Origin of the sequence: Phycicoccus elongatus Lp2, from assembly GCF_000367525.1 — a bacterium.
GTDB lineage: Bacteria > Actinomycetota > Actinomycetes > Actinomycetales > Dermatophilaceae > Phycicoccus_A > Phycicoccus_A elongatus.
On record NZ_HF570956.1, the window covers coordinates 345747 to 364720 of the forward strand.

An 18974-nucleotide genomic window follows, 5' to 3' on the forward strand; every position below is an offset into this window, starting at 1 on the left:
CGGTCTCGACGGAGGGGTCGTCATAGAGCCCCTGAAGGCTGGTCGGCGCTTCCGGCCAGAGTTGCTTGACTGTCAGCCCTAGCCGCTCTGCCACCCGATGGACCATCGCCGGCAATGACTCCCCGGGCAGGAGCTGGACATAGACCGGCAGGCGATCTGGCCGCCGCTTCGCCCTGGTCACCTCACTGCCCACTGGCCGTGGCCATCGCCTCAGCCCGCGCGGTCTGGTCCTGGGCGCGGCCGCTGAGCCGGACAGCGTCGAAGTGGGCACGGCCCAGCGGCTCGCCCGTGGCGAGGGCCGCGGTAGCGGCGTCGATGACGACAGTGGCCGTGTCCCCAACGAAGCCTTGGGTGCGGGACCAGAGGTATGCCGCGTGATGGCGGGCGAGGTAGCCGGGCGGTTCGCCGGGTAGATAGGGCGACAGCATCTCCTCCAAGCCACGCAGGAGGCGCTGCCAGTCACGTCGACCGGCTGGGGTATCGATCGCGTAGGGAGCGACCGTGTGTTCGGAGAGACGACCGCGGATCTGCGGGTCGGACAATGCCTCTCCACCAGAGATGTGGGCGCCAACCAGGACAAGGACGCCGCCATGCTCCCCCAGTGTCGTGTTCAGATGCTTGACCGCATTGAGGGTGGCGCGGCCAGTGATGCTGCTGGTACGCAGCATGTGGGCGTCATCGATGATGAGCAGCCGAATCTGGTGCAAGCCGAACGATTTCGTGGTTTGCAGCGCCATCCGGGTCTCGGTGCTCTCGGCGGCTTTGATGTTGCCGATGAACCCCAGGATCTGGGCATAGAGATCCCGGCTGCGCGACTCGGACTGCAGCGACAGATAGACCACCGGCACCCAATCGGCCATCAGCCCCGGCTCCGGAGCCCAGCGCGGACACGAATCAGAGGCGACGTCGCCCAGCCAATGACGGTGCAACGACTGGGCCCACGCCTTGACGAGCGTGGACTTGCCCGCCGTGAACGGCGCGGACACAGCAATCACGGTTCGTGCGCCGGCCGGCGCCAGCATCGCCGACTCCAACGCGAACGTGAGATCGGCACTGACTCGCTCGTGAACCGGAGAAGGGACAGGTCGACCTCGCAAGGCGATCCTGACCGAGTCGGCATACGCGGTCCGCGCCTCAGGTGACGAAGCGGCCAACTGTGCAGGTGGCAGGGGCGCCGGCAACGCTGGCGGCGGACTGGTCGCTTGGGCGTGCCAGAGTTGCGCATCCATCAGTCGCCCACGTCGTCATAGTCCGGCCAGACCTCATCGACATCGACAACGGTTGCCGATTCGCGGATCCGTGCCCGTGCTGGACGGAGGGGGACCACGTTGCTGTCCGGCTGACCATCGACCAAGACCCGAGCCTCTGCAGCCTCGCAGTGGTCGATCAGCGCCTGTTGGTGACGGAGCGCGGCTGCGCCGAGTTGGGTGCGCCATTCCTCGACCGACGGTGGCGTGGTGAGTTCGCCGATTGCGTCGATGATCTCGTGCATGGTGCCGCGCCGGGACAGGACGTTGTTGCCGCCGCGGGCCTTGATCAACTGCCGGGCGCGCTGGACCACGACATCCGTGAGCGGCGCATCGACGAGGCCCGCGTGGCGCCATCGCAGCTCCACGACGCGATCGTTGGTGATCGCGGACCGGTGCCACAAACGGGTCCGATCCCGCGGGTCATAGAAGAAGGGGATCTTGCTGTCCTCGGCTCGGAACGTCCCGGGTCGCAGCCCGCGTAGCTCGTCGACGACCGGCCCGTCGTACGTCAGGCCCTTGTAGGTGACGCCGGCGTTGCCGATGCTCAACCAGCGGATCGGCAGGAACTGATAGATCAGGTCCGGGTGTTGTGGCACGAGGATCCTGCCGGTCGCCACCGAGAGCATGTCGAAGGCCTCGAGCGGGGAGAACTTGCCGTCCTCGACTCCGGGGATCTTGATGCCGTCGTGCTTGTTGCGGTGATAGTCCAATGCAATGAACCGGTGCAGATGCTGCTCCAGTTCCCGCGCGGTCAGGAGCGGCTCGTCGGCGGTCATGCCCACATGTCGGCCGCGCTCCTGGACGTTGCGGCCCTTGAATCCCGGGATCGCCTGATAGGCCCGCTGCAGGGTGTCGTGCCAGCGCTCGACGTGCGCGTTGTCCGTCGGGTGCCCGACGCGTGAAGTCAGCAGGTCGACGCCCAGGTCACGCAGGACCTCCCGTAGATGGGTGGAGATGAAGATCGCGCCGTTGTCGGCGCGGATCGACTTCGGTGTCACCCCCGGCTTCACGTGGACCCCGTCGAGGGAGCGGTCGGTCTTCAACGCCGGCTTGTGAGCCACCAGTGGGTGCGGTGAGAAGTCCAACGACGCCGGTATGCCGCACCAGCGGAAGTCATCGATGGTGGTCCCGTTCACCACCATCGAGAACGGGCGCATCACGTCATACAACGCCATCGCGACATCGATCGCGGTCGCCGACCGAGGGACCACGCGGCACGCGACGACCACCCTGGTGGGCACTGAGATGAAGGTGATGATCTCAACCGAGAACGCACGTGAATGGACGTCATCCCAGACCAGGTTGTCCGCACGGGTCACGTCCACCGCGAGGTGACCGGGGTGAATGTCGGGGTAGCTGTCGAAACCGCGCCGCTTGCGCATCTTGACGCCCTTGTGGCCACGCGCCGTGGAGCCCAGTGCGGCGTAGCGTTGCGACAGATACTGCTGCGCCAGGCGTTGGGGGAGCTGGAGATCCGTGATCCCGTCCTGCTTCAGCCGCACGTGGATCCGGCGCTCGATCTCGATCAGGTTGACCTTCGACACCGTCCCATCGAAGGGAGCCAACTCCTCGTCGACGATGCGAATGAATCGCGCATCCAGCACCTCCCAGCCCTGTTTGCCCTTCGTCTTACGTCGATCAACCAACCCACGAAGACCGTGTCGACGCCATGCCTTGATCCAGTTCCACAACGTGGTCGCAGATGTGTTGGTGTCCTTCAGCTCACCGGACATCACCCGCCACGCGAGCACCCGGTCGCCCGCGTTCTCCTGCGAGAGTTGGCGTGCCATCGCCTCGACCCTCTTGGTCAAGGGCAAACCAAAGCCGTCTCCGTACGGGTAGTGCGGTTCGCCTTCACGGGCAAGTTCGGGGCAGCCGTCGGCATACGAGGTGAGGATTACGAGCACGACTTCCAGTCGAACGAGCGCTTGGTTTCGGGCGCTTTGGGCAAGGCTGCTCCACCAGGGCTCGAGCGCGGTGTGAGTCACCTGCTCGCCGCCACCCGACTTCTGCACGACCAGCCGATCCCAGCGAATGTGCTCAACGTCGCCCAGCGCTCCCTTCACGGCCGGGCCGTGCCGGTCGATCGCCATAACGACAGCCGGTCCCGTAGGCATCAGGATCCGCGAGCCCAGTGAGAGCTCAACGCCGGCAATGGTCACCGCGCGGCCGCCGACGCCGTCAGACAAACCCGAGTCTCGCGACCCAATCGCTCATCAAGGTCCACCGTGAGGTCACCGCTGCGGATCCCATGCCAGACCGCCGAGAGAAGGTGCCCTTCGCCCTCGTCCAGGTCAATCACTTGACCTATGGTCCAAAGAGTTCCCAGATTCTCAACGAGCATCTTGAGGGCTGTCCGGTGCCACGGCATCGTGCGCCGGTAGCCATCCAGCCACATCAGGTTGACCCGCCGGGTGGCACTCATGCCCGAGAAGAGCTCGTAGCGCCAGCCAAAAATGGCGCACGCCTCGCGAGTCAGCTCAGCGTGGGACTGGAACTTCTCGTCCTGCCGTTCGACCGGGCGAACGTCCCACACAGTGACGACACCAGCGACATCGATGCTCAAGAGATCTGGGTAATGGAAATCAAGCCTCCCGGCCTTTGCGATTTGGAACAGAACCCGCGCAGGCTGCGGAACCAACCACACAATGCTGGGTCGCTGATCAAGGTCGCGGACGAGGTCATGTTCGAGCCCAGACTCAAGGCGCAGATGCTGGCCAACGGTGATTGAGAACGCCCACACAGGTATATGAGATTGATGGCTTCCACTTCGGATCCCACGCGCCTGCCGGATTCTCGCGAGGTCGGGCGGCGCTGGCCCGACCCAGGGCGTAGTCCCCGCACCAAAGTTGAAGTGCCATCGCGGCCCGCTCGGCGAGGTGGCACAAGAGCGCCCATGGGCAGGCAAACTCGCAATAGAGTGCTGCATGACGGCACCTTCGTTCTTCGCGGACTCATCGGGACCGTCACTGGGGCACTGTTCGTCGCAACCGAACGGTGCCCCTCTCTCGTGGTCCCTCAGCACAGGCTAGGACCGCTTCCCGGCTAATACCGCCATCCGTTGAGAACCAAACGGCATTCGCTTATTGCGTCCGCGCTTCTATCCACAGGGCGCCCGGAGAGGCCCCGCTACAGCGATATCAGACCGCCGCTGACCTGCGGGGACGCAATAATTGCGCCACCAGCGGTCTCGGTTCAAAACGCCAGCGAAGAGGTTCACGGCCATGACGAATTTTGGGATGAGCAACGGCGAGTTCAATGCGATGCTGGTTCAGCTCGACGAACTGCCTGGGCGCTGCGTGAACCCCATGTGCCTTCGACAAGTCACCTACCGAACGACAACGCGTGGTCGACAATCGCTCTTCTGCTCCACTCGTTGCCGCAAGGACACGTGGCGAATGAAGATCAAGCTCGCCAGATGGCTCCAACAGGTTGAGGAGAGTGCAGACCTCATCGATCGGCCAGCGTCCATGGCATCACTCAATGCCGCGGCCGCCCGCCTTCGATGGCTGCTGGTGCGCTATCCGTTGGCTGAGGACTCCGGGGCGAAATCTTCAACCGACGACGAGTACATGCCCCTCGCCGTAGCCATGGCACGGCTCGGTGGGGGTTTCACCCCCGAGATCCTTGACGAAGCATTGAGGTACGACGCTCGGATGCGCGTTCGTAGGCTGAGCCGCCGGACCAAGGTCCAGCCAGTGAGCCCGACCGACGTTGAGCTAGCGGACCAACGCAGGTATGCCGTCCGCTGGCAAGAACTAGCTCGGCGCCTCTCCTCGCGCGAGGAGGCCCCCAACGCATCCGAGCCCACGCCTGTGTCGGCGCAGTAGGGCAGGATCAACTCGTGCCAACGATCTTCGACAACCTTGCAATCGACCGTCAACTGGGCGGGGCTCTGAGGGAGCACTTTGCGAATTCCTACAGTCGAGTCGACGTGGCGACGGGGTATCTGGACTTGCGGGGGTGGGCTCATCTTGGCGAGGTCATCGAGCAGAAGACCTTCGCTGAAGGGGACGAGCCTGTCGCCCGAGTTCTCGTGGGCATGGTGGCCCCATCGGACTCGCAGGCGATCCTCAACTCACTTCAGAGTGAGCTGGCGGAACCCGATGTGGGTCCTGCGATCCATGACAATGCCAAAGCGATTGAGCAGAAGGAGCGACTGGTGCGTCACCTACGCACCCAGCTGATGCGCGGTCTACCGACGAAGAGCGGTCAGACCACTCTGCAACTGATGAAGCGTCAGCTGGAATCGGGGCGTGTCCAGATCAAGGTGTTCACGCGTCGCCCACTGCACGGGAAGACGTACATCCTTCGAGGTGGGGGCGGACCTGTGCCCTTGTGGTCGTACCTCGGGTCATCCAACTTCACGGGCGCCGGGCTGTTCAACAATCTGGAACTCAATATCGACATCGCCGACCAAGACCCGAACCAGAAACTTGCCGCCTGGTTCGAGGACCGTTGGAACGACAAGTACTCGTTGACGATCACCAAGGAGATCATCGAACTCATCGAGGAGTCGTGGTCGGGCGAGGAACAAGCGACCCCGTTCGAGGTCTACCTCAAGGTCTGCCACGCCCTTTCACAAGACGCCCGCGACGGCCTGGGGTACATCCTCCCGAAATCCATGCAAGACCTGCTGCTCGACTACCAAGTCACGGCCGTTCGCACCCTGGCCCGCCGCATCGTCCGCCGCGGCGGCACCATGCTCGGCGACGTCGTCGGCCTCGGCAAGACCCTCACGGCCATCGCTACCGCCCTCATGCTCCAAGCGGCCGAGGACTACTCCACCTTGGTCCTCTGCCCGAAGAACCTCGAGCAGATGTGGAAGGAGCACCTTGAGGCATACGGCGTCGAGGGTGCACGCGTCGTGCCCTACTCGATGGCCGACAAACTGTTGCCGGACCTGAAGCTCTTCAAGCTCGTAATCTGCGATGAGTCCCACAACTTGCGCAATGACTCGACGAAGGCACACGAGGCCATCAGGGAATACGTACGACGGAACTCCAGCAAGGTTCTGCTGCTCACGGCCACGCCATACAACCTGGCCTTCGCCGACGTGGCGAACCAGCTCGCCCTCTACATCGACGACGACGATGACCTCGGGATTGTCCCCTCAGCCGCCATGGCGAAAGACCCGAACCTGGTCGACAGGGTCGACGGCAAGACGAACACACTGGTCGCCTTCAAACGATCCGAGGAAGCCGACGACTGGCGGCGCCTCATGTCAGATCATCTCGTTCGTCGCACCCGGACCTTCATCAAGAAGTCGGCGCGCAAAAAGACCGTCACCATGCCGGACGGCACGACGGGGCAGCGGGAGTACTTGCAGTTCGCCGATGGCAGGGAGTTCTTCTTCCCCACCCGGATCCCACACCCACTGACGCACAAGTTCGGAGAGAACGACCCGGCCTCACTCATGGAGGATGACGACACGCTCAATGCCATCGCGAGGCTGACTCTGCCCAGGTACCGACTGTCCGACTACGAAGACCCCAGAACCGCCAAGACGCCGCAGGACAAGCAGTACCTGGACGACATCCGGTCCGGCCGTGGCAACGTGAGCGGCTTCGTCCGCGTCGGGCTCTTCAAGCGGCTCTCTTCCTCAGGCCACTCCTTCATTTTGTCTCTCCAGCGGCAGCGAGCCCGCAACGAGCTCTTCATCTACGCCCTCGACGAGAAGCTGCAGATCCCGTTGGGCACCTTTACGGACCGTCAGATCTTGGTCAGCGATGAGGACCTCGAGAACGACGAGCCAGTCGGCGGGTCCCTGGCGAGCCGATATGAGGAACTTCGCCAAAACGCGCCGGCCAAGAGCAAATGGCTCAACTCCACCGTCTTCAAGACGACACTGCGCCACGACCTCGTCAAGGACAACGAACTCATCACGGCCATGCTGAACCGGTTCGGCAGCTGGGACTCCACCCGCGACACGAAGGTCAACGCGCTGGTCGACCTGCTCCGAGGCGAGCACGAGGGCAAGAAGGTCCTCGTCTTCAGCGAGTACAAAGACACCGCCGACTACGTCGCCGAGGCCCTTGAAACCGCCGGAATCGACAATGTGGGCCTGGCTACCGGCGACTCCACAGACCCTTCCGACGCCGCTCGTCGCTTCTCGCCGCGCTCCAACCGGCTCCCCGGCCAGAGCGTCGAGGAGGTGAAGGAACCCGACAACCCGATCGACGTCCTGGTCGCCACGGACGTGCTCTCGGAGGGCCAGAACCTCCAAGACAGTCACGTCATCGTCAACTACGACCTCCCGTGGGCGATCATCCGCCTCATCCAGCGCGCCGGCCGCGTCGACCGTGTCGGACAAGAATCCGACACGGTCCACGTATACCTGATCACTCACGACAAGCTCGAACAGCAGATCCGCCTGCGACAGCGCATCCGCGCACGCCTCAGCGCAGCAGCCGAGGCATTTGGGTCCGACGAACAGTTCTTCGGGACCGACGACGAAGTCAAACTGCTCAACGACTTCTACGACGGCCGACTATCAGACAGCGATGACGATGGTGAGGGCGAAGCGGACGCGGTCAGCGAGGCATGGCTCGCGTGGAGCAACGCGCAGGACAGCCACCCGGCCGTGACCAAGCGGGTCCTGGCCCTGCCAGACCTCATCCACTCAACCCGGGGCAGATACGCCCGCGAGGCCACGGGCGGCGTGACCTGCTTCGTTCGCACCGAGTCTGGCGTCGACGCCTTCGCAATCAGCGAGTCGGCGAGCGGCACTGAACGACTCCTCACACCAGCCGAGGCTCTACGCATCTTCGAGGCCGAGCCCACCACTCCGACCGCACCGCTACGTGACGATCACTTCGAGCGGGAAGCCGAGTTGGTCCGCGGCCCATTGACCATCGAGGCTCGAGCAGCCGGCAATCTCCGCGGAGTCCGCAAGCGGATCTGGGAACGCTTCGGTGGCACGTTCTACGCAGAGCAGGCGGAGGAGGCGCTCAACGCGCTTCACGAGCGGCCCCTAACAACCCATGCAACCAACCAACTATCTATCGCCCTGCGCAACAAGTACGCCGACCAGGACGTCCTCGACCTGCTCGACCGCCTCTACCGGGAGGAACGCCTCGTCATCGGCTCCAGCGAGTCCGATGAGCTTCGGATCGTCTGTTCGATTGGAGTCGCTGACACATGATTCAAGACCTGCTGCCCAAGGTTGATCGAGGAGACTTCCAGGAGGTCTTCATCGAGGACCTCAACTGGCTCGCCCCAGACGTGAAGCAGTCCGTCACAGCGACCGGCGATGACGGCCGCAAGGTCAGTGCCCGGAACATTGCCTCCTACAAGGGGTTGCGTGTCTGGCTCTGCGATGAACGCCCAGGTTCTGTCCTTGAGGCCGAGCTCGACCGCCTCATCGCCAAGACCTCGACTGACCGGCTCGTCATCTTTGACGATGACAAGGAGCAGGTCTGGCGGTGGCCGGTTCGTCGGGCCAAGGACGGCTCCGTCACCTCACGCCTGACCAGCCACCGACACAAGAAGGGCGACGCTGACCCGAAGTTCGCCGCGCGGCTCGACATCATCCGTATGCCGTTCGACGTCGTGCTGGATGCCAACGCGGTGCTGGGCAAAGTCCGTGAGGCCTTCGACACCGAGGCCCAGAACGAGTCAAAGCGCGCCTCGAAGCTCATGGCCACCATGTATGCCGCGGTCGAGAAGGCATACCCCACGAAGGTCGATCCCAAGGTCCGGGACCACGAGATCTCGGTGACGCTTGCCCGCATCCTCTTTCTCATGTTCGGCGACGACACCGAGATGTGGGAAACGGACGCCTTCCGAAACGTTATCCAGCACGAAGTCTTGCCCGACGGCTCGAACCTTGCCCGGGTGCTGAACGACCTCTTCGCCTTCCTCGACACCGCGCACCCGCAGCAGATTCCGACCGGCTTCGGTGGCTTCAAGTACGTCAACGGCGGCATCTTCGAAGAACCGATCGAGCTCCCCCCGCTCGGCAAGGACTTCCGCACGGCGATCCTCGACGCCTGCGCCGTCGACTGGTCAGGGATCAGCCCCGCCATCTTCGGCTCCATGTTCCAGTCCGTCCGTGACGCCGAGACCCGTCGCGCCCTCGGCGAGCACTACACCTCTGAGGAGAACATCCTCAAGACACTCAACCCACTCTTCCTCGACGAGCTGCGCGAAGAGTTCACCGCGGCTCTTGCCCGAGATACCACGCAAAAGAAGGTCAACTCGCTCAACAAGCTGTGGGAGCGACTCGGTGACACCCGATTCATGGATCCAGCCTGCGGCTGCGGCAACTTCATCATCGTGGCCTATCGCGAGCTCCGTGCGATCGAGCTCCAGGTCATGGAGGCCCTGCATAGCCTGAACCAAGTGGCCGGTCAGGAAACGTTGGGCGGGGACCTCGTGCGGCAGATCCGGGTAACCCTCGACCACTTCTACGGCATAGAGATCGACGAATGGCCAGCCCGAATCGCCGAGACAGCGATGTTCATGATCGACCGGCAGTGCGACCTCAAGCTTCGCGAGAGTTTTGGCTATGCCCCCGAGCGCCTCCCGATCCAGCGTGAGGCGACGGTGGCCGTTTCCAATGCTCTTCGCGTCAACTGGGCGGACATACTCCCGCCCAGTCCCGGTGTCGTCGTCGCGGGAAACCCGCCCTTCTTGGGCAAGACCGAACGCACCGCCGAACAGACAGAGGACATGAAGTGGGCTTGGGGAGCTGATTACTCGGGTGAGGCCGATTTCGTCACCTCCTGGTTTGCCAAGGCAGTGGACTACTTCAACGACGTGGACGGACGTTGGGCCTTCGTTTCGACGAACTCGGTTACTCAAGGCGTCGTCGTCGCACCCGTGTTCGGACAAATAGCATCCCGTGGGTGGCATATCCGGTTCGCTCACAGAACCTTTGAGTGGACTTCAGACGCCACGGGAACCGCTGCCGTCCACTGCGTAATCTTCGGCATGGACCGCAGGGCAGCGGGCCCCCGGCGGCTGTTCAACTACGCCTCTGTGAAGTCGCAACCCATCGAGTTCCAGCCGTCAATAATCAACGCATACCTCGTAGACGCAGCCGAGATCGTGGTGCGGGACCGACGGACCGCTCTCGCGCCGGAGATGACAACCAACATTCGATTCGGCTCGATGCCTGCCGATGGCGGCGGTTTGCTGGTGAACGCAACAGAGGCGGCACACGTACGGTCCGTGGACCCTATTGCGCGCCGGTACCTTCGGAGATTCGTTGGCGCCAAGGAACTGCTCAACAACGCGGAGCGATGGTGCATTTGGTTACCGGACGAACAACCCGAATCCATCGCCAAGTCGCCATTTCTCTCCCATCGAATCGAGATGGTCCGCGACTTCCGCACTGTGAAAGCGAAGGATGCTGGCGTGCGGGCAGCGTCTGGCACCCCGCACCGATTCAACCGGGTCCAGCAGCCACCCGGCCCGTACCTTTGTATTCCTCGTCACGTCCCCGAGTCGTACACGCACTTCCCGGCTGCCCACTTCGGACCTGACGTGATCTCGGGCGATGCCAACTTCGTCCTAGATGATCCAACGGGGATCTTCTTCGCCATTGTGTCCTCAGGGATGTTCATGGTCTGGCAGAAGATGGTTGGCGGGCGCATCAAGAACGATCCCCGCTTCGCCAGCACTGTGACATGGAATACCTTCCCTCTTCCTCCACTGACACCTCCGGCGCGGCAAGCCATCGTTCGTGCTGGTATGTCAGTGCGCGAGGCTCGTGCAAGCACGCCGGATCTCACGCTAGCTCAGCTCTACGAGCCAGGATCCATGACGAGTCGTCTCCAGGCCTCCCACGAACATCTCGATGAGATCGTCGAGTCCTTGTTCGGCCTCAATCCTCGGTCATCGACTGAGATCGAACGTCAGACCGCGCTCTTCTCCCGCTACGTGGAGATGGTGACAGGACCCCTATCACTGGCGGTCACCCAGGGGCGCAGTCGTGCAAGAGCCAAGTAGCGGTCTTCCAGTTCGCGTGGTCGAACTGGCGACCACGATGTTCGCGCGGGAGACAGGCTTCAGCGGTCCAGACCTTTACCGGCTCTTCGCGGAGTACACGGATGGGCTCGGCGAGTATGCCGGCTGGGGCGGGGGAGCCGAGTCGCGCTGGCAGACCTTCCAACGCGGTCTCAAGTTGCTCACGCGAGAACATCAGGTGCGCTTCCTGCTCGAACTGTGCGAGTACGACGGCTACATCAAACACGGCCGGCCATCAGACGAGCAGATCGCCAAGCTACGCGCGCTGCTGCTGGCCGAGAGCGCGCCGGGCTCGGATGCATCTGGTGAACGACTCGCGACCTTGGAGGACTGGAAGTCCGTACAGACCTCCTGGCGTCAGGCCCTCGACAAGATCCACTCAGACCCTGAGGGAGCCATCACGGCCACGCGCACTCTGTTGGAGAGCACCTGTAAGCACATCTGCGACGAACGCGGGGTGGCCTACGAGAACTCATGGGACCTTAGCCGCCTCTACAAGGCAGCGTCGGGAGCCATGAACCTGGCTCCCGATCAGCACACAGAGCAGGTGTTCAAGCAGATCCTGTCCGGAGTGTCCACGGTCGTCATAGGTCTAGGTGCGATGCGCAACAGCCTCAGCGACGCGCATGGTCGAGGGAAGAACGCTGTCCGCCCGGCACCTCGACACGCCAAGCTTGCCGTGAATGCAGGCTTTGCCATCGCAGGCTTCCTCATCGATACGCACATTGAGCGTCCCGCGTCGTAGACGGGCAGGGGAATAGCTAGTCGACCCAAGACTGGCACCCATAACGCGACCTGGCCAACACGCCCGAGCTGCATAACGTCACGTTAATACTGTATTGAAGCGCCGTTACTCCAATCTTGGCTGCATCTCGACAAATCAGAAGCCGCCTTCGCGGGCCATGTTGTTGAACCGGCTGTAGTGCCCTTGGAACGCCAGGACGATGTCCTTCGTCGGACCGTTTCGGTGCTTGGCGACGATCACGTCAGCCTCCCCGTCGCGCTCGGGGTCGGACCGATCCCGGTGCAGCAGGATGACGACGTCGGCATCTTGTTCGATCGAGTTGTGGACCGCGATGCCTTCGGCAATGAAGTTGTGGCAATCCAGGACCGTTGCGTCATAGACCTCTTCGATGCCCTCGGCCTCGACCGAGACCACTTGGTCCCAGAACACATCGTTCGTCGCCATGAGCTCCAAATCGGCACTGTCGAGCACCTCGGCCACGCGTGACAGCCGGGCCCGAGACGGCGCCGAGGCATAGAGCGCCGAGCCGCAGTACTGGGTGCCCAGCGCGGACTGGAACTGCCGGGCCGTCATCCCTTGAGCGGACATCTCCTCTCGGACGTCGTCCCACACCTGCTTCGGGACGGTGTCCACGTTGGTATTCGCGGTGAGACCGCGGACGATTTCGAGCAACCTCTCCGCAGCCACTCCCCGCTCGCCGTGGACGCCGATCTCCTGGAGGAAACGGCGCTGGCTGTCTACACCGCTGATGTCCAAGGTGTAGTTGCGCCGGTACTCGCCCTTCGTCACCGACCTGATCCGTGTCTGGATGCCGAAGCGGAGCAACAACCTCGACAGGTCATCGACCAGACGGCGTGACGTCGACCCGTAGTAGATCCGACCGCCGCGACCGCTCTTGTTCACGGTCACGGAGCCATCGGTGGCCCAGATGTGCCGGATGAAGAGGGCGATCTGCTCCTTGGGTAGGCAGAACACATCACCCGGCACGAACTTCTCATGCGACCGCAAACCGAAGAGGCCCAGTTCGTCCAGCCACGCAGCAATGGGGTTCCGCACACCGTGAGTCAGCCGGAACGGTGCGCGTAGACGCAGGGTCGTGCAACGAGCAGCCGCGTAGTCATCCCGCGCCGCAGCCACGCCGAAGACGAGTGCCGCCTTCGTGACGGCCTCCAGGTTCGCCTCGTCGATGGAGGCATAGCGTATCGGCTGGCGCTTCACGAACGAGCCGTCCCCCAGAAGGTGAGCCAGAAGCACCACTTTGGAGTCCTCCCAGTCCGCCACCAGGAGCGGCGAAGGCACGTGACGGGGAACGGCCACCCGGTCGCCCGTCCGCAGCGACGCGAGAGGCGACCACCCGGCATACGTGAGGAAGGGGTGGTTCTCCGTCGCCCGCACTGTCTTGCCCGACGCCAAGGTGAGCCGGAAGACGGGCGCGAACCCGGTCGAGAAGGCGTGGGTCATCGTTCGCTTCGTGTAGCGCAGCCCGTCGTCCAGCGCCCACACCGTGATGTCGCGCTCACCCGATGCCGCCAGCTCACCGATGGTTACCTCGGCGCCCGTGTCAGCGCGCAGGATCCGCGTCTCCGCTGGGAGACAGCCAGATTCGCGCAGGTCAGACATCTGCGGCCGCTTGTCGGTGCGCTGCTCGGGGCCACGGTTCAACTGCGAGATCGCGATGACCGGCACCTCGAGCTCCTTGGCGAGCAGCTTCAGCGCCCGCGAGAACTCGGCGACCTCCTGCTGCCGGCTCTCGACCTTCTTGCCGCTGGACATGAGCTGGAGGTAGTCGATGACGACGAGCTTGAGGTTGTGCTGCTGCTTGAGCCGCCGCGCCTTGGCGCGGATCTCCATGAGCGACATGTTGGGCGAGTCGTCAATGAAGAGGGGCGCGTCACCGATCTTGCCCATGATTCGCGCCAGCTTGTTCCACTGCTCCTGACCCTTGAGGCCCTTGCGCAGGTCCTGCAGCTGGATGGTCGCCTCAGCGGACAGGATGCGCATGGTGATCTCGGTGCGGCTCATCTCGAGGGAGAAGACCGCCGTGGTCAGGTTGTGCTTGATCGCGGCGCTGCGCGCGATGTCGATACCCAGTGTCGAATTGTGCGTGGGCACCATCGAGCGGCTGGCCAGATAGAGGTGGTCGTCGTTGTCGACCTCGACACAACGCACCGGGACCGGCTCGATCGGCCGCACAGCAACGACGAACCTCGAATCGCGCCGCTGGAACTGCCGCGCGCGAAGTTCCTTGTGGCGCAGGACCTTTCGCGGAAGCCAGAACACATCGTCATCGCTCGAGAACGTTGTCGTGAAGGCAACGCTGGACTCGGGCCGTCGCCCGGTCACGGCCTTCTTGCTCACACCCGTGCGGTACCCCAGGCCGTGGATCAACTCCAAGACGTCCTCGTGAAGGCGCTGATCGGTCGTGGTGAACTGCGCGCACCCACCATTCGTCACCGTGCCGTCGGTGTCCAAGAGACCAGCGAGAAGCTCCCGGCGTTGCGCCTCGCTGGCGCGTTGGTAGTCGGCCGGGATGTGCTTGTTGCCCAGGACGCCAACCTTGCGCAGGAGTGCCTTGAACGTCCCGTGGTCCGCCCTGCACGACTGGCAGCGCGCCAGACCGGTGCAGCGCGCCCCGCAGTCACCGCAACGTGCTTCGAGTGGCTCCGTGCCCTTGGCCTTGCCGCCGCAGGACCGCCCGCACGTCTTCACCTGGTTCGTGCGAGGTGTGAACGGCTCGCCACAGACCACACACTGCCTGCCGGACACCGCCTCGACCGGCAGTGTGAGGGAGTAGCGCATGGGCGCGGCAGTCGGCGTGACCACGAGGCCTTCGGCCTCCAGCCGCATCACCATCTCGGCATCGGCCGTCGTGATCTGCGCCGCCTGCGAGGTTCCATCCCCGAGCCACGCACCGAGCACGTACGGCGGGAGGAGTAGGTCGCGCGCCGGCAGATCGAGCGGCTTGGTGAGCTTGACCGAGTGATTGAGACGAGCCTCGCGCGTCGCCGTGCGCAGGGTGTCGGCAATCTCCCGCGTCGTCCGCACGGCGGCGAAAGTCCGCTGGTTCCTGGTGCGGTTCCTGTGATCCCGCGCGGCCTGGAATGACTTCCGCGAAGCCCTCGTGTCCGTGAGCCACTGGTGCTCGGCGTCCGCGACGATCACGGTGCCATCGGAGAACTCGACCTCGAAGCACGGGCGGTCCCGGAGGACGTCGGTCGCGGCCACCACGGTGGTCGGTCGGCCATCGGCACCCAACAAGCGGTCCCCCACGGCCACCGCGCCCATGGTCGTCCAGCCGTCCGGCGTCGGCAGCGGGGTGTCGAGCGCGAGCGCCTTCCCGACCGCAGGTCTCGCCGCCACCACGATCATCTGGCCGGGGTGCAGCCCGTGCGTCAACTCGTCCAGCTCGAGGAAGCCGGTGGGCACACCGATCATCTCGTCGGTCCGCCCCGCAGCCGCCTCGATCTCGGTCAACGTCTGCTCGAGCACCTCGGAGAGCACGACATAGTCCTCGCCGCCGCGCTTCTCGGCGACCGAGTAGACCTCGGCCTGAGCCCGGTTGACGATGTCCTCGACGTCGCCCTCGCCCTGGCCATACCCCATCTGGACGATCCGCGTGCCGGCCTCGACGAGCCGGCGCAGCACCGCTCGCTCGTGGACGATCTCGGCGTAGTAGGAGGCATTGGCCGCCGTCGGCACCGACTGCACGAGCTCGTGCAGATACGAGGCCCCACCGACGCGGGACAGGTCGCCGCGCTTGGTCAGCTCATCGGCGACCGTGATCGCGTCAGCGGGCTCCCCCCGCCCGAAGAGGTCGAGGATCGCCTCGAAGATCGACTCGTGCGCCGGCCGATAGAAGTCGTGCCCCTTGACCAGCGCCAGGCTCTCGGCGATCGCATCCTTGTTGAGCAGCATCGAGCCCAGCACCGACTGCTCGGCCGACATGTCCTGCGGCGGCACCCGCTCATCGGAGGCGCCCTGGTAGCCGCTGCCCAGCTCAGCGATCGACAATGTCGCGCCCTTCGATCCGTCGTGTGGTGAATCTCGTGACTCGAGCACATCAGGGCCCACCGACAGCCCGACCGTCACCACGATCGGCCCACGCTACGAGGCCGGTATGCCGCGCTCCAACTCCCCGACGCAACTCCCGTCCCAGCGTTGTGGACAACATGGGTACGGCCTGTGGAACGCGCCCGGAAGGTGTGTGCACAGGGCGGGGAAAGACCTGTGGAGAAACCGCCGGCTGGGCGGCATACCAAGCCCTGACCTGCGCAAACGGAATCCACCGCATGTGCGCACGAAAAAGTCTCGGGCGTGTCGTATGCACATGACCGCCCTCACACACCAGGTCTCGGATCCCCTCCGACCCACGGCTACTCACGGTCACAACCGTTGCGGGGTGAAACGCGAACTGGGGCGGCCGGCGCGCAGGGGGGTAGTGCGCCGGCCGCCCCAGCGATGGCGGCGACGAGGCCCAAAAGGACCACGCCGTCCCGCGATCGCCATCCCCCGGGCGGTGCGGCCACAGGGGGGTTGGCCGCGGGCACCGGACAGGACGGGCGTGTCCGTTGGGAGGGTCGGACAGAACGAGAATGCGTCACCCGGCGGCAAGACCGCGTCAGGAGAACCTCAAGACTTGGTTAAGGAATGCCGACCAGGGCCGGGCAGCGGGCCTCCGCACGAAGACCACCGAGGGCTCCGGACCGGCCGAGGGTGAGGGTCCCACCGGCCCCCTCGACGACGCGCCGGACAATCGAGAGGCCGAGTCCCGAGGACCCCGATCCACTGCGTCCACGCTCCGCGGCATCCTCGGGCGCCCCCGGCCCCCCGTCCTCGACGGTCAACACCACCCAGCCGTCGTTGACGAGCACTTCCACCTGGAGGGCAACCCCCTCGGCCGTGTAGGCGAAGGCGTTGTCGATGAGACAGTCCAAGGCCTCCGTGAGGTCCACGGCGTCAGCGGCCACCCACGCGCCCACGCCCCCGGTGTCACGATGGATGACCAGACGCAACTCACGCCCTTGGTCCTCGGCGAGCGGGAGCCACCAGTCGACCCGATCCCGGGCCACGGCCGCCACGTCACAGCGACGCTTCACGTCGTCACGAACGTTGCGCCGCGCGTCGCGCACGACGTGGTCGATGCTGCGCTGCAAGTGGTCGACGTGCTCGCGGAACCGTCCGGCCACCTCATCGTCATCGATGAGTTCGGAGTCCAGTCGCAGGGCAGTGACCGGTGTGCGCAGCCGGTGTCCGAGGTCGGCCACCCGCTCCCGTTCGGCATCGAGCAGGTCCTCGATCCGCTCCGCGAGCGCGTTGAGGGCGGTGGCCAGTTCGACGGTTTCCGGTGGGCCTGCGACCTTGGCTCGCGCCGTCATCTCACCCTCGCGCAGCCGGTGGGCGGTCGCCGCCACGGCCGTGACCGGCGTCGTCACGCGTCGCGCGAGTTGGCGCGCCAGCAGGGTCGCGCCGACGATCAGCAGCGCCCCGATCGTGCAGATCGTGGTGATGGCGGCCGGCACGCCCCGGTTGACCTGCCCGCTGGGGACCGTCGCGATGACGACGTCGACGCCGTTGGTCGTGGTCACCGGCACAACGGCGTCCAGACCGTGGTCCATCGTCGCGGTGAAGGCCTGCCGGTCCTTGCGTGCACGCTGGACCGACGTCCGGGTGTCGTCGGTCAGGCTCGAGGCGCCGATCAGGTCCTCGTCGGCCCGCACGACCGTCACCACGAGTCCCGCGCGGCTGATCGAGGACACCGCCGCGGCGAGGGTCGTGTCGTCGGGGACCGAGGCGATGAGACCGGCGACCAACTGGGCTTGCTCGCGAGCCTGCGACTCGGCACGGTCATTGGCCAGGTTGATGATGAGCAGGCACATCGGGACGAGGAACCCCACGACGACGGCCGAGGTCGTCGCGGCGACCAACAGGACGATCCGGCGCCGCATCAGGCCTCGGGCGCCGCCAGTCGCACGCCCACCCCGCGGACGCTGTGCAGGTATGCCGGGGCGGCGGCGGATTCGCCGAGCTTGCGGCGCAACCACGAGAGATGCACATCGACGGTGCGTTCCCCGCCGCCGTAGACCTGGTGCCACACCGTCGCGAGGATCTCGCGTTTGGTCACGACCTCGCCGGGGCGCTGGGCGAGCATGGCGAGCAGATCGAACTCGCGGCGCGAAAGCTCCATGCCTCGGCCGTCGAGCTGGGCCGTCCGCGCGGTGAGGTCGAGCACGAGACCACCGACGACGACGGTGTGACCGGGGCGATCCGGGACAGCGCGCCGCAGGACGGCACGGATCCGGGCCTCGAGTTGCTCGGTCGTGTAGGGCTTGACCACATAGTCGTCGGCACCGGCATCCAGGGCACGGACCATCGAGGGGTCGTCGTCCCGCGCGCTCACCACGATGACCGGGACCTGCCGGACGGCCCGCAGCATCGGGAGCACCGAATGCCCATCGATGTCGGGCAGGCCGAGGTCGAGCAGAACCACGTCCGGCTGGCCCTCGACAGCGATCCGCAACCCCTCGAGCCCATTGGGCGCACTGGTCACCGCGTGACCCTTGTCCGTGAGGGATCGCGTGAGGGCTCGGCGGATCGCCGGATCGTCCTCGATCAGCAATACGTGGGCCACAGGCAAACGGTACGCTGACCCACGCCAATTGACGGGAGGGTCATGAACGTCGTGCTGCGCCGACCGGTGGGTGCTGTAGCCACTTGGCTCCTCGTCGTCGCGATGGTGGCTGCCCTCAGCTCGGCCGTCATCCTCGTCGTCGGTCGGCACGCCCAGGTCGCCGGCTTCCGGATCCTCGGCGGCGCCTCGGTCACCGCGCCCGACGGCACGGCTCCGCAGAGCAGGTCCATGGCGGTCCGCGCCGTGCCGCTGGACGAGATCTCCCAAGTCTCGCTCCGGGCCGACCCGATGTCCGGCGCACCCTCGCCGATCAACGTCCGCCCGCTGGTCACGGCCATCCCCGCGGCTGCCCAGACCACTGCCGCCGCTGCCCCGGTGA

11 protein-coding genes are annotated in these 18974 nt (G+C 64.9%); 5 read left to right on the forward strand and 6 right to left on the reverse strand.

What is annotated here, in order from left to right; all coding sequences use genetic code 11:
- Window positions 1-182: 182 nt before the first annotated feature.
- From BN10_RS01690 to BN10_RS01700, 3 genes are all read right to left on the reverse strand, one after another.
- The gene (locus BN10_RS01690) at window positions 183-1229 is read right to left on the reverse strand and encodes a TniB family NTP-binding protein (RefSeq protein WP_010849421.1); all 1047 of its coding nucleotides are present in this window, start codon (window positions 1227-1229) and stop codon (window positions 183-185) included.
- The gene (locus BN10_RS01695) at window positions 1229-3343 is read right to left on the reverse strand and encodes a DDE-type integrase/transposase/recombinase (RefSeq protein WP_051369596.1); all 2115 of its coding nucleotides are present in this window, start codon (window positions 3341-3343) and stop codon (window positions 1229-1231) included. The genes BN10_RS01690 and BN10_RS01695 overlap by 1 nt, the downstream gene beginning before the upstream one ends.
- Window positions 3344-3408: 65 nt before the next feature.
- On the reverse strand, window positions 3409-4179 hold the full coding sequence (locus tag BN10_RS01700) for a TnsA-like heteromeric transposase endonuclease subunit (RefSeq protein ID WP_156917095.1): 771 nt from the start codon (window positions 4177-4179) through the stop codon (window positions 3409-3411).
- A gap of 469 nt (window positions 4180-4648) precedes the next feature.
- Between BN10_RS01700 and BN10_RS01705 the strand changes: the two genes are divergently transcribed.
- The 4 genes from BN10_RS01705 to BN10_RS01720 all read left to right on the forward strand — a co-directional run bounded on the left by BN10_RS01705 (window position 4649) and on the right by BN10_RS01720 (window position 11967).
- Entirely contained in the window at window positions 4649-5080 is a 432-nt protein-coding gene (locus BN10_RS01705) for a hypothetical protein (RefSeq protein WP_010849424.1), read from the forward strand.
- 104 nt (window positions 5081-5184) lie between these two features.
- On the forward strand, window positions 5185-8394 hold the full coding sequence (locus BN10_RS01710) for a helicase-related protein (protein ID WP_233354235.1): 3210 nt from the start codon (window positions 5185-5187) through the stop codon (window positions 8392-8394).
- Between the two features lie 155 nt (window positions 8395-8549).
- A complete protein-coding gene (locus tag BN10_RS01715; RefSeq protein WP_233354236.1) occupies window positions 8550-11204 on the forward strand; it encodes a class I SAM-dependent DNA methyltransferase in 2655 nt (884 codons plus the stop codon).
- Window positions 11205-11220: 16 nt separating this feature from the next.
- On the forward strand, window positions 11221-11967 hold the full coding sequence (locus tag BN10_RS01720; protein WP_010849427.1) for an abortive infection family protein: 747 nt from the start codon (window positions 11221-11223) through the stop codon (window positions 11965-11967).
- 135 nt (window positions 11968-12102) lie between these two features.
- Here the strand turns inward: BN10_RS01720 and BN10_RS01725 are convergent, their stop codons facing one another.
- The 3 genes from BN10_RS01725 to BN10_RS01735 all read right to left on the reverse strand — a co-directional run bounded on the left by BN10_RS01725 (window position 12103) and on the right by BN10_RS01735 (window position 18595).
- A complete protein-coding gene (locus BN10_RS01725; RefSeq protein ID WP_010849428.1) occupies window positions 12103-15978 on the reverse strand; it encodes a replicative DNA helicase in 3876 nt (1291 codons plus the stop codon).
- Window positions 15979-16607: 629 nt separating this feature from the next.
- The gene (locus BN10_RS01730; RefSeq protein WP_010849429.1) at window positions 16608-17912 is read right to left on the reverse strand and encodes a sensor histidine kinase; all 1305 of its coding nucleotides are present in this window, start codon (window positions 17910-17912) and stop codon (window positions 16608-16610) included.
- Window positions 17912-18595 carry a response regulator transcription factor gene (locus BN10_RS01735; RefSeq protein ID WP_010849430.1) on the reverse strand — a complete coding sequence of 228 codons (684 nt, stop codon included), beginning with the start codon at window positions 18593-18595 and terminating at the stop codon, window positions 17912-17914. The genes BN10_RS01730 and BN10_RS01735 overlap by 1 nt, the downstream gene beginning before the upstream one ends.
- Before the next feature lie 42 nt (window positions 18596-18637).
- On the opposite strand from BN10_RS01735, the gene BN10_RS17090 reads away from it, so the two are divergent.
- Window positions 18638-18974: hypothetical protein (locus tag BN10_RS17090; RefSeq protein ID WP_040750678.1), on the forward strand; the 337-nt coding region annotated here is incomplete at its 3' end.